The organism is Acinetobacter sp. AR_0276 (assembly GCF_003000705.1).
Classification (GTDB): Bacteria; Pseudomonadota; Gammaproteobacteria; order Pseudomonadales; family Moraxellaceae; genus Acinetobacter; species Acinetobacter nosocomialis.
The window spans coordinates 3,097,363-3,108,233 of the sequence record NZ_PSQO01000004.1; the positions used below are offsets into that span (position 1 = coordinate 3,097,363).

The 10,871-nt window shown below is 39.1% G+C and carries 15 protein-coding genes; all 15 read left to right on the forward strand.

Annotated elements, in window-relative coordinates; genetic code table 11:
• The first annotated feature begins 39 nt into the window (after nucleotides 1-39).
• The 15 genes from CSB87_RS15665 (at nucleotide 40) to CSB87_RS15735 (ending at nucleotide 10,871) form a co-directional block, all read left to right on the forward strand.
• Nucleotides 40-510, forward strand: coding sequence for a DUF2280 domain-containing protein (locus CSB87_RS15665; RefSeq protein ID WP_002067420.1), 471 nt, complete (start codon nucleotides 40-42; stop codon nucleotides 508-510).
• Nucleotides 500-1,927: a phage terminase large subunit gene (gene terL, locus CSB87_RS15670; protein ID WP_023188261.1), complete on the forward strand. Its 1,428-nt coding sequence runs from the start codon at nucleotides 500-502 to the stop codon at nucleotides 1,925-1,927. Before CSB87_RS15665 ends, terL begins: the two co-directional genes overlap by 11 nt.
• Complete coding sequence (locus CSB87_RS15675) at nucleotides 1,924-3,375, forward strand: DUF4055 domain-containing protein (protein WP_023188262.1); 1,452 nt, start codon at nucleotides 1,924-1,926, stop codon at nucleotides 3,373-3,375. The genes terL and CSB87_RS15675 overlap by 4 nt, the downstream gene beginning before the upstream one ends.
• A gap of 1 nt (nucleotide 3,376) precedes the next feature.
• Nucleotides 3,377-4,480, forward strand: coding sequence for a minor capsid protein (locus CSB87_RS15680; RefSeq protein ID WP_023188263.1), 1,104 nt, complete (start codon nucleotides 3,377-3,379; stop codon nucleotides 4,478-4,480).
• Nucleotides 4,477-4,599 carry a hypothetical protein gene (locus CSB87_RS20165; RefSeq protein ID WP_001983225.1) on the forward strand — a complete coding sequence of 41 codons (123 nt, stop codon included), beginning with the start codon at nucleotides 4,477-4,479 and terminating at the stop codon, nucleotides 4,597-4,599. The genes CSB87_RS15680 and CSB87_RS20165 overlap by 4 nt, the downstream gene beginning before the upstream one ends.
• Before the next feature lie 31 nt (nucleotides 4,600-4,630).
• Entirely contained in the window at nucleotides 4,631-4,822 is a 192-nt protein-coding gene (locus CSB87_RS15685; protein ID WP_001139861.1) for a hypothetical protein, read from the forward strand.
• A 113-nt stretch (nucleotides 4,823-4,935) separates the two neighbouring features.
• Complete coding sequence (locus CSB87_RS15690; RefSeq protein WP_023188264.1) at nucleotides 4,936-5,703, forward strand: DUF6651 domain-containing protein; 768 nt, start codon at nucleotides 4,936-4,938, stop codon at nucleotides 5,701-5,703.
• Between the two features lie 27 nt (nucleotides 5,704-5,730).
• On the forward strand, nucleotides 5,731-6,684 hold the full coding sequence (locus tag CSB87_RS15695) for a major capsid protein (protein WP_106105096.1): 954 nt from the start codon (nucleotides 5,731-5,733) through the stop codon (nucleotides 6,682-6,684).
• A gap of 64 nt (nucleotides 6,685-6,748) precedes the next feature.
• Nucleotides 6,749-7,414 (forward strand): Ish1 domain-containing protein, encoded by a 666-nt coding sequence (locus CSB87_RS15700; protein ID WP_057689716.1) that lies wholly within the window; start codon nucleotides 6,749-6,751, stop codon nucleotides 7,412-7,414.
• Between the two features lie 4 nt (nucleotides 7,415-7,418).
• Complete coding sequence (locus CSB87_RS15705) at nucleotides 7,419-7,808, forward strand: hypothetical protein (RefSeq protein WP_057689715.1); 390 nt, start codon at nucleotides 7,419-7,421, stop codon at nucleotides 7,806-7,808.
• Between the two features lie 3 nt (nucleotides 7,809-7,811).
• Nucleotides 7,812-8,180 (forward strand): hypothetical protein, encoded by a 369-nt coding sequence (locus CSB87_RS15710; RefSeq protein WP_057689714.1) that lies wholly within the window; start codon nucleotides 7,812-7,814, stop codon nucleotides 8,178-8,180.
• A gap of 188 nt (nucleotides 8,181-8,368) precedes the next feature.
• A complete protein-coding gene (locus tag CSB87_RS15715) occupies nucleotides 8,369-9,127 on the forward strand; it encodes a serine/threonine-protein kinase (RefSeq protein ID WP_057689713.1) in 759 nt (252 codons plus the stop codon).
• Nucleotides 9,120-9,863, forward strand: a complete 744-nt coding sequence (locus CSB87_RS15720) for a PP2C family protein-serine/threonine phosphatase (protein ID WP_057689712.1) — start codon at nucleotides 9,120-9,122, stop codon at nucleotides 9,861-9,863. Before CSB87_RS15715 ends, CSB87_RS15720 begins: the two co-directional genes overlap by 8 nt.
• Nucleotides 9,864-9,930: 67 nt before the next feature.
• On the forward strand, nucleotides 9,931-10,308 hold the full coding sequence (locus tag CSB87_RS15725; RefSeq protein ID WP_106105097.1) for a hypothetical protein: 378 nt from the start codon (nucleotides 9,931-9,933) through the stop codon (nucleotides 10,306-10,308).
• A 194-nt stretch (nucleotides 10,309-10,502) separates the two neighbouring features.
• Nucleotides 10,503-10,871, forward strand: a complete 369-nt coding sequence (locus CSB87_RS15735) for a hypothetical protein (protein WP_032041500.1) — start codon at nucleotides 10,503-10,505, stop codon at nucleotides 10,869-10,871.

The following is a 10,871-nucleotide window of genomic DNA, read 5'->3' on the forward strand; positions in this document are numbered from 1 at the left end:
TGTCCTGTTTGCTGTACGTAGCTGTACGAAGGGGAATTTATGGCAGCACTAAAAGAGCCTGTGAAAATATTTATTGTTCAAGCTCTTGCATGCCGTGATACCCCTCAAGAAGTGGTTGAACAGGTCAAGCAAGAGTTTGGAGTTGATATTAGTCGTAGCCAATGTGAATGCTATGATCCAACAAAATATTCGGGCAGAAACTTAAGCAAGAAATTTGTTGAGCTTTTTGAATCAACCAGAGAGAAATTTGATGAAGGCTTAATTGATATTCCTATTGCTAATAAGTACTACCGTCTGAAGCAATACCAAAGACAGCTTGATAGAACTAGAAACGTTAAAACAGCGCTAAAAATTCTAGAACAAGCTGCAAAAGATATTGGTGGACAATTTACTAATCGCCAAGAAATTACAGGCAAAGACGGCGGACCAGTCCAAACAGTTAATTCAGAAATTCCAGTTCCAATGGAAGATTACTTAAAAGCGCGGAGGGAAGTCTTAGATGAGTACTGATGCGGCTCGGGATAAAGCCATCCGGATCGAGGCGCAAGAAGATTTATATTTCTTCACAAGGTACATGTTTAAGGAGCGCCGTGGTTATAAATGGATGCAAAATTGGCACCACTTAGAAATCTGCGAAGCTTTAATGAAAGTTTATCGCGGAGAGATAAAGCGGTTAATTATTAACGTTCCACCACGATATTCTAAAACTGAAATTGCTGTAATTAACTTCATGGCTTGGTGTTTTGGTAAGAATCCAGACTGTGAGTTTATTCATATCAGTTACTCGGCAATGCTTGCCGCAAATAATGCCTTCCAAATACGAACCCTTGTGCAAGAAGAGGCGTATAGAAAAGTCTTTCCCGAGCTTACATTGCGTGATGATAGTAAGGCTAAAGACTTCTGGAGAACTTCCCAAGGTGGTGTCTGCTATGCGACTGGTACAGGCGGCACGATTACCGGTTTTGGTGCAGGAAAACTTCGTAAAGGCTTTGGCGGCTGCATTATTATTGATGACCCGCACAAAGCACATGAAGCTTCATCAAAAACTATTCGAGAAGGGGTAATTGATTGGTTTCAGAACACACTCGAATCGCGTACTAACTCGCCAGATACGCCGATCATTGTGATTATGCAGCGACTTCATGAAGATGATTTAGCTGGATGGTTGCTAGGTGATAGAAAAGACGGCATTCCTGTAGCTGGTGGTAACGGTGAAGTGTGGGAGCATCTATGTCTTTCAGCTATTCAGGAAGATGGATCCGCACTGTGGCCAGCAAAACACAATATCCAAAAATTGAGGCTAATGGAGCAAGCCGCACCATATGTATTTGCCGGGCAGTACCGACAAATGCCATCACCGCCAGCAGGCGGTTTTTTTAAGCCCGACAATATTCAAATTGTTGATGCTTTGCCTGCGGATGTATTGAAACAAGTTAGGGCTTGGGATTTTGGGGCTACCGAAAATGAGGGCGACTTTACAGTAGGTGTGCGAGAAGCTCTAGGCGCAGATGGTTTTACTTACATTGTCGATGTAACTAAAGGACAGCTTGGACCTGACAATGTGAATAAGCGCTTAGAACAAACAGCAAAAATAGATGGGAAAAAAGTTTCTGTGCGTCTACCACAAGATCCTGGTCAAGCTGGTAAATCGCAAGCTAGTTCATTTGTGAAGCTTCTTGCGGGTTATAGCGTGATAGCTAAGCCAATTTCAGGTGACAAGCTTACACGGGCACAACCATTTGCGGCCCAAGTTAACGTGGGAAATGTACGTATGCTCAAAGGTGAATGGAATAAGGACTTTATTGATGAGCTTCGTCATTTTCCTAACGGTACACATGACGACCAAGTGGATGCAGCTTCAGATGCGTTTAATGAATTACATGAAGGATTTGAAACCTTCTTCGCTGATATGGGATTTGCACGATGAGTGATGTAACTTTTCAACATCCTGAATATGTTAAAAACTTGCCATACTGGCAAAAACTTGATGATGTTTGTGAAGGTGAGGATGCAGTTAAGGCTAAAGGTGAAAAATATTTGCCGATGCCAAATGCACATGATAAGTCACCTGCAAATAAAAGTGCTTATGAGGCTTATCTTACCCGTGCAGTCTTTTATGAAGTAACAGGGACGACATCAAATAGTTTAGTTGGAGCAGCTTTTGCAACAGATCCAAGTTTTAAATTTCCTCCCGAGCTTGCTCATTTAGAGCGTAATGCGAATGGAGCAGGCATTAGTGCTTATCAATTGGCTCAAAATGGAATTCGCCATTTATTGAAGCATTATCGTTGCGCTTTATATGTTGATTATCCTGATGTGCCACCAGCTCGTAATCTAGCGGAATTTAAAGCACAAAAAGCCTATCCGATGATTCATTTACTAAATGCCCTTGATGTAGTGAATTGGGATTCAGTAATGATCGATAACCAGAAAAAGCTTTGCTTAGTGGTTATACGTGAATTTAAGTCTGAGCGCGGTGCTGATGGATTTAGTAAAACCGAACAAGAGCAATATCGTGTACTTCGTTTAGAGCAAGAGGGAAATGGGGAATATATTTATTCCGTTCAGGTGTACACAAAGGGTGAAAAGGGTAACTGGGTTGGCGGAGAGAAGAAGTTTCCAACAGATTACAACGGGAATTTCTGGACCTATATACCTTTTACATTTGTAGGTGCAATTGATAATTCAGAAGAGATTAAAAAGCCACCATTACTTCCTTTGGCTAATCTCAATTTAGCCCATTACAGAGACAGTGCGGACTTTCAAGAGTCCGTTTTTTATATGGGGCAACCTCAATATTATGCGAAGGGTGTTAATTGGGAGTGGTATGACCAAGCCAAGAAACGTGGCATCTACATTGGAGCGAAAGTACTTTTGCCTTTACCTGAAAATGGTGGTTTAGGAATTGTACAAGCCGACCCTAATACTCTTGCCCGGGAAGCGATGAAAGATAAGTGGGAAAAAATGAAGGAGATGGGGGCGCGTTTAATTGAGAAGGGCTCGGGAAGTAAAAAGACCGCTACCGAAGCGAATAGTGATGACGCCGTTCAGCATTCAGTTCTTTCGCTCTGTGTCGTTAATATGAATGAAGCCTTGTCAGCAGCATTACGATGGGCTGCTAAGTTTGTAACGCCTAATGTGGATGTTCTAACTAAAGATGATTTGATGTTCGAAATCAGCCAAGAATTTAACAAACAGGGTTATTTAGCTGAGTTAGCTCGACAGTTATTTGAAGCAGCTCTACAAGGCCGATCTTCATTTAAATCATGGTGGGAATACAACCAAACAGGTATGTTCCCTAAACAAAAATATGAAGAAGAGCTTCAGAATGTTGAAGCAGAGCAAGATGGGACTTTAAATCAAAAGGTAGAGTGAGATGGCAACAGATATCAAAAAACTATTTGAAGCACTCACTCAGCACCAGGCCTATCTTTATCGTGCTTCATCAAAAACGGTAAATGAGTTATTGGCTTTATTCAATGATGATACGAGCAAGATGCTATCTAAGCTTCGGGATTTATTGGATGAGCTTAATGAGTCGGAGAAAGTTGCTTTAGCTGGTGGTAAATATACAACTTCAAATTTAAGGGAAATTAGGGATTTGATTGCCCAATGGTTTGCCAGTGTTAATTTAGCATTACCTGAAGCTTTTGCCGTTTCTGCTACGGCGCTGGCTGTTTATGAGGCCAATTACGTAGCTAAGCTCTATGGAGCAAAAATTAATAAGCCTGATGGGGAAAAACTATTTTTATCCGCTAAAAAAGTTCCGTTGGCAGGTGGCGCTCTTGTAGATGATCTTCTATCCAGAATTGCTGAAAGTGCCCGTCAAAAGGTTGAGTATGCAATTCGAGATGGTATTAATTCAGGCAAAACTAACCAAGAAATTGTTCAGCGCATTCGTGGTACCAAACGGCTGAATTATGAGGATGGCATTTTAAACGTTACCAAGACGGATATTGAACGTACCGTAAGAACTGTACGGAGCCATGTAGCCAATCAAGCCTATCTAAATAGCTTCAACCAAATTGGCTTTGAATATGTCCGATTTGTTAGCGTTTTAGATGGACGAACTTCTAAGCTTTGCGCTTCATTAGATGGTTCAGTGTGGGAAATAAATGATCCGGCAAAGCGGGTACCGCCGTTGCATCCTAATTGTCGAAGTATCTTGGTACCAGTCGAAAAAGATGGTCAACTTGTCGGTGAACGTCCATTTGTGATGGACGAACGTCGAGTTAAAGACATTCCAAAAGAAGAGCGGAGCCAGTTAATAGGTCAATTGGATGCCAACACCACTTTTAGAGAGTTCTTCAAAAAGACAGATGACTTTTTCCAAAAAGAGTGGCTTGGGCCAAAGCGATATAAGCTCTATAAAGAAGGGAAATTTGATTTTGATAAGTTCTTTGACCCTGAAGGGCGACTTTATACATTGGACCAACTACGAAAGTTGGATGAACAAACGTTTAAGGAGTTGGGAATATGATAGTTGATTTAAAAGGCGAAGGTTCATTACAGCTTTCAAAACTTTCAACTCGTAGTAAATTCAGATTGCGCCGATGGCTTAGAAGAATTAACAAACCGACCAAATTAATTAAACCATAGCACCTTCGGGTGCTTTTTTTGCGAGAAGAAAATGCCAAGCCCTATTATCCAATATTTCCAATATGAACATTTACCTGAACATTTGCAGCAAGTTAGTAAGCCAATTGGTGATTTAGCTCGGCAAATGGATGAGCAACTTCCTGACGGGCCTGAAAAATCCACAGGATTAAGAAAGCTACTTGAAGCAAAAGATGCATTTGTACGCCAAGCTTTAAGTAAATAATCATTTATAGAAATGAAGCGTCCTAAAGGGCGCTTTTTTATTGCCTGCCGAAAGCGGATGCTAACGGCGAATCCGGGCGGATGCCCATTTTGTATATATAGGTTGGATGACCAATGAAACTTAAAACAGTAACAATCGACGGTAAAGTTTATGCAGAAGTAGACGGAGATAAGCCGATCTATATCCATGATGATGGCAAAGAAATGCCACACGATGCTGCACACTCTGTGGCGACAATTGCTCGATTAAATGGTGAAGCTAAAACACATCGTGAAGCCAAAGAAGCAGCCGAAAAAGCATTAAAAGCTTTTGAAGGAATTGAAGACCCAGCGGCAGCTAAAAAGGCATTACAAACAATCCAAAATCTCGACGATAAAAAGCTGGTGGATGCCGGTGAAGTTGAGAAAGTGAAAGCTGAAGCTATCAAGGCAGTTGAAGAAAAATATGCTCCGATTGTTGAGCAACGTGATGCTCTTGAGGCCTCATTGCATAAAGAGCTTATCGGCGGTGGTTTTGCTCGTTCTAAGTACATTCAAGACAATATTGCAGTACCTGTGGATATGGTGCAAGCGACCTTTGGTCATCACTTCAAAATCGAAGAGGGCAAGGTGGTTGCATATGATCCGAACGGCGAAAAGATTTATTCACGTGTTCGCCCTGGTGAACTTGCAAATGTTGATGAAGCTTTAGAGTCATTGGTTGGTGGATACCAGCATAAAGACTTAATTCTTAAAGGTGGTAAAGGAACTGGTGGCGGTTTTCAAGGTGGGGGCAAAGGTGGAGCGCCTGCAGGAATGAAACGCAGTGAAATGTCTGTTTCTCAGAAAGCTGACTACATCAAAGAACATGGCAATGATGCCTTCCTAAAACTGCCGAACTAATCATTAAAAATTTGGAGATAAGTCGTTATGACTACAACAGTTAACTCAGACATGATCATCTACAACCAATTGGCACAAACTGCTTATTTAGAGCGTTTGCAAGACAATTTGAATGTATTTAACCAAGCCTCTAATGGTGCAATTGTTTATCGTAATGAGATCATTGAAGGTGATTTCAACAAAGAAGCATTCTACAAAGTGGGCGGTAGCATCAAACATCGTGATGTGAATTCAATCGCCAAAGTAGTTCCAGAGAAAATTGGTTCTGGTGAATCTGTAGGCGTAAAAGTCCCGTATAAATATGGTCCTTATGCTTCTACTGAAGAGGCATTCAAACGCCGTGCACGTACACCTGAAGAGTTTGCCATGATTCTTGGTTATGATTTAGCAGGTGCATTGGTTGCTGGTCGTTTACAGTACAGTTTAGCTTCTTTAAAAGCTGCTATTTCTAGTAACCCGGATATGGTTGCTAAAGGCAGTATTGCTGTAGATGGGCGTAAAGCATTAACACGTGGTATGCGTAAGTTTGGCGATAAGTTTGGACGTATTAGTTTATGGGTAATGAACTCAGATACCTACTTCGATATTGTTGATGATGCAATCACTAAGCAGATTTATGGCGAATCTGAAATTGTTATCTATGGCGGTTTACCGGGTACCTTAGGTAAGCCAGTCTTGGTTACAGATGCCGTAGGTGATGATGATGCATTTGGTTTACAAATGGGAGCTGTTACTGTTACAGAATCACAAGTACCAGGCTTCCGGGCGTATGACATCAATGATGAAGAAAACTTAGGTATTGGTATGCGTGCTGAAGGCGCGTTCAACTTAGATATTCTTGGTTATAGCTGGGATACATCAAAAGGCGAAAACCCTGACCTTACTTTACTTGGTTCAAGTGCCAACTGGAAAAAACATGCTACTAGCAACAAAATGACAGCAGGCACATTACTTGACTTGTCTGGCGCAACAACTGGTTAACTCGTAAACATCTCACCATTAGAGGGCTATTAAGCCCTCTTTTTACTTTTAAGAGAAATGCATCATGAAGCTAATTTATACACGTATTGCTGCTGCAGCTGCGTTAGAGGTTGGAACTATTGCCAATCCTGATTATTACGAACATCCGAATCGAAGTGCTGAAGAAGTAATTATTTTCGGTGATTATCCGAAAATCCAAAATGATTACGAAGCTTTGGATATTCCAGTTGAAGTTCGCAAATTGGAAGAGCCTGCAAAAACGACTTTGGCCACAGTAAATGTCGCTGTGGGAATTACCCCAGAGCTGCAAGAGGTCATTGATGAAACAAAAGCTGAGTGTATTAAAGTGACGGAAGAAAACACTCAACTTAAACAGAAAATCGAAATCTTAGAACAAGCTAGTGGTGATAGTTCGGAGTTAATTTCTGAAAATTCACGTTTAAAAGTTGCTGTGGTACAGGCAGGCAATGCGACCAAGGCAGCTGAAGGACAAGTGGTAAGCATCCAAGCTGAATTTGATGCATTTAAAAATAACGTTCCAGCAATGCAAGCTCGAATCGCTGAAATTGAAGCGGGTGATTCTGTTATGGCTCAAGCAAATGAAACAACAACCAATGATTATGAAAATTGGTCTAATGATCAATTAAAAGAGTATTTAGCTAGTAAAAATATTGGCTATAAACCATCCGCAACTAAAGCAGAACTTCTTAAATTAATGCCGAAGGATTAATGATATGAGCTTTATCACTGTAGATGATGCAAATTCAATTTTGGGCAGCGATTTTGCACCAGACAGTGATAAAGCTCGTCTGGTCAAACTAGCCAATGTGTGGATGAAAAAAAGAATAGGATTTGTTCCAGATCCGATTGATTCACTTCTTAAAGATGCTGCTTGTGAAATTGTTAAGGGTATTGTTGCTAAGGTTGTTTATAACGGCAAGGAGCAGCAACTAAAACGAAAGAAAGTTAAAGCTGATTCGGTAGAGTCTGAAAAGGAATACCAGGACGGTTCCGTTGCCATTTCTAGCTATGAACAAATTGCAATTGATTATATTGATTCGCTGGATTTGAAAGATCCAAATGCAAGCTTTAATGGGTTTGGCATTCCACTATATAGGGCATAAATAATGGGCTTACGTGAAGAAATTCAGACTGATATTACTGAAGCATTTAATGAAGATTTGACTGACGCTATTTATCCATTTTCTTGTGACAGGGTTATAAGTACAAAGTGGAACCCTAAAACTAATACTTCTGACAAGGTAATTGAACATTACGAAGGTCGTGGTGTCCTATTTGGTTCATATAACCAATATGAAATTCTGACACTGGGCGTACTTGCAACTGATAAGAAGGCTATTGTGCTACAGAATGAAGTTACCAAAGAGCCAAAGATAGATGATGAATGGATAACGGTGCAGGGTACCTTTCGAATTATGCATATTAAGCAGGACCCAATTTGCGCAACTTGGAAATGCCAGTTGAGGAAGGTTTAAAGTCTAATAAATTTAAATCTACTTAAAAACAAAAGTAATTAGGACAGAATATTTAGTAGAGAAAAAATGATTAAATGTTTTATTAGCTAAAAGTATATATATAAATTAATCATATTTTTACCACATTCTATTGAATGTTTTAGTCAATAACCGTTATTTTATATTTATGTAAAGAGCGGAAATTATAAATGTTAGTAAGAGGTAGTTATAAAATTGTTCCTATAGAAGATATGGGGGGCGGATCTTTCGGTTTTGTACAAAAGGTTGAACTTTATAATCAGAAAGACCATCTATGCGGCTTATTTGCAATGAAGACAATGAAGTCAAACGCAAGAGAAATAGAATCTTTTAGAAAGAGGTTTGTTAGAGAAGGACATCTACAAGCTAAATGTAGTCATCCAAATATTGTTCAAATTTATATTTGTGATCTAGAGAGCGTAGAGCCTTGGTTTGTAATGGAACTGGGCGAAATTGATGTAGAAAAATTAATAATAAATGGTAAATTTCCAAATAAAGAAAGATTAAAATGTATTTTAGATTTACTTTTGGGAATGATTCATATTCATCAACAAAAACTTTTACATAGAGACATTAAGCCCTCAAACATGGTAAAAGTTGGTGATAAATATAAAATTGCTGACTTTGGTTTAGTTAAAGATACTGTTTCTAGCCCAGAGACAACACCATTGACTGCTATTGGTCAAGGAATGGGTACTCCAGGTTTCCTTGCGCCTGAAGCAGTTTTTGGGCATTTTAGTGATCAATCAGATATCTATGCTATTGGTACATTCTTAGAGTACATGTGCTACTTAGATGATGAGTTAGCTCGAAAGTTAGCTCCAATTATTAACAAGTGTAGAGCACATGTACCTTCTGACAGATACCAGTCAGTTAATCAAATATTGAAAATATTTTTACCAATTTATGAGGAGGGGATGAATGCTTGAACTAACTAATGTAGCTGCTTTCACGCACTCTAAATCTTCAAATAAAACAAATGAAGACTCTATTCTTCTCCCATTGAAGCTAAATGGCGGATATATTTTTGCTATTGCTGATGGTGTTGGTTCATATCCTGGTGCAAAATTGGCTTCAGAGTTAGCTATTGAATATATTTCTAAAATAGAAAAAATACCTACAGAGAGTGAAATAGAACATTTATTATTAAAAATTAAAAATAAATTAAGTGGGCTTGAATTAATTAATCCAGAGTATTTTCAGGCAGCGACAACTTTAACAGTTGGAGTGGTTGAAGAAAGCGGTGTACATATTATTCATGTTGGTGATAGTCGGCTCTATATAAAATCTGAACAGAAATTAACTTGTCATACGAAAGACCATACTCAACATCAGAAGCTATTAGAGGCTGGGCTATACACTGAGCGTCAGCTAAAAAAAATGCCAGGTAAAAATATACTGGTAACGGCCTTATCAAAGAGTATTAATTTAGAATATCAATATTCATTTCATATGATGAAAGATATTATTGATGAGCAAGGAAATTTAGTTATAAATATTATGTCTGATGGAGCTTATGAATTTTGGGAAAAAAGACCAAAATTTTCCTTGAATACGATGAATAATCCAACAGCCTTTAGTACTAGTTTGCTTAAACGGATAGAAAAAAATGGGCCAATTGATGATTACTCTTTAATTTCTACAAAATTTAAAATTGGTATTTAAACATATTATTTAATTTAACAAACCACCTTTCGAGGTGGTTTTTTTATGCCTAATTATAGGAATCTTTATGATAAGCACAGATTATGTCCCTTTATGGCACATCTCACCATTTCAACATGTGCATTACACATTAGCTCGAAATCAATTGCATATGGATTTGCTATTCGAGGACATGAATAACGTTGATAAGTTCTTGTCTGTTGAAGGCGCAGCGGCACAAGTTGATTTCTATTCTGATGGTACTTATGCAGTTGTTCAACTTGGTGATACTTCAGAAAGGAATTTAATTGAAGTGTACGGATTGCTTTTACATGAAGCAGTTCATGTTTGGCAGAAGGTTAAGAAGTTGATGGGAGAAAAAGAGCCCAGTTCAGAATTTGAGGCTTATTCAATTCAATCGATTGCTCAAGACCTTTTTAAAATGTATGAAGAAAGCGAGAAGTAAAATGTTCCATAGCGTGAATGATGGTAAAGGCAATCGCAGAATATATGTGAATAACAATGAAATTAAACATGTTCTTTGGGCGAATGAGGAACAGGGTTTGGTTTGTTGCTTCCAGTATCCATACAAGGTTAATAAGCGCAAAGATGGGCTTTGCACAAGAATATTGCGTGGCAAAGTTAAAGTGGAGATGATCAATGGGGTGGACTGGAGTAAAGCCGACCAGCTTTAGTTTTGAAGTTGCGAAACAGGCAGATGAACATGTGAAGAAAATCACCATGGATACACTGCAATCACTTGTTGTTTCTAGTCCAGTGGATACTGGAGCTTATCGGGCTTCTCACATTGTTTCTGTTGGATCTGGCGATTACGGAGTGCGAGAGCCATCTACAAATGCTGTGCAAGATGCAGCGATTCAAGCTGTGAAATTTAAACTTGGTAGTTTGATCTATATTCAAAACAACCAGCCCTATGCTGAGCGCTTAGAGAATGGTTGGTCCGATCAGGCGCCATTAGGCATCTATAGCACAACGTTTACTTATATTACTCAAAAGTACGGTGGCTAA

Bases quoted from the DNA above. Each gene is read 5' to 3' on its own strand.
- CSB87_RS15715 (WP_057689713.1), top strand. From the start codon at position 8,369: ATGTTAGTAAGAGGTAGTTATAAAATTGTTCCTATAGAAGATATGGGG.
- CSB87_RS15695 (WP_106105096.1), top strand. From the start codon at position 5,731: ATGACTACAACAGTTAACTCAGACATGATCATCTACAACCAATTGGCA.
- CSB87_RS15685 (WP_001139861.1), top strand. From the start codon at position 4,631: ATGCCAAGCCCTATTATCCAATATTTCCAATATGAACATTTACCTGAA.
- CSB87_RS15700 (WP_057689716.1), top strand. From the start codon at position 6,749: ATGAAGCTAATTTATACACGTATTGCTGCTGCAGCTGCGTTAGAGGTT.
- CSB87_RS20165 (WP_001983225.1), top strand. From the start codon at position 4,477: ATGATAGTTGATTTAAAAGGCGAAGGTTCATTACAGCTTTCAAAACTT.
- CSB87_RS15665 (WP_002067420.1), top strand. From the start codon at position 40: ATGGCAGCACTAAAAGAGCCTGTGAAAATATTTATTGTTCAAGCTCTT.
- CSB87_RS15680 (WP_023188263.1), top strand. From the start codon at position 3,377: ATGGCAACAGATATCAAAAAACTATTTGAAGCACTCACTCAGCACCAG.
- CSB87_RS15705 (WP_057689715.1), top strand. From the start codon at position 7,419: ATGAGCTTTATCACTGTAGATGATGCAAATTCAATTTTGGGCAGCGAT.
- terL (WP_023188261.1), top strand. From the start codon at position 500: ATGAGTACTGATGCGGCTCGGGATAAAGCCATCCGGATCGAGGCGCAA.
- CSB87_RS15690 (WP_023188264.1), top strand. From the start codon at position 4,936: ATGAAACTTAAAACAGTAACAATCGACGGTAAAGTTTATGCAGAAGTA.
- CSB87_RS15710 (WP_057689714.1), top strand. From the start codon at position 7,812: ATGGGCTTACGTGAAGAAATTCAGACTGATATTACTGAAGCATTTAAT.
- CSB87_RS15720 (WP_057689712.1), top strand. From the start codon at position 9,120: ATGCTTGAACTAACTAATGTAGCTGCTTTCACGCACTCTAAATCTTCA.
- CSB87_RS15675 (WP_023188262.1), top strand. From the start codon at position 1,924: ATGAGTGATGTAACTTTTCAACATCCTGAATATGTTAAAAACTTGCCA.
- CSB87_RS15735 (WP_032041500.1), top strand. From the start codon at position 10,503: ATGGGGTGGACTGGAGTAAAGCCGACCAGCTTTAGTTTTGAAGTTGCG.
- CSB87_RS15725 (WP_106105097.1), top strand. From the start codon at position 9,931: ATGATAAGCACAGATTATGTCCCTTTATGGCACATCTCACCATTTCAA.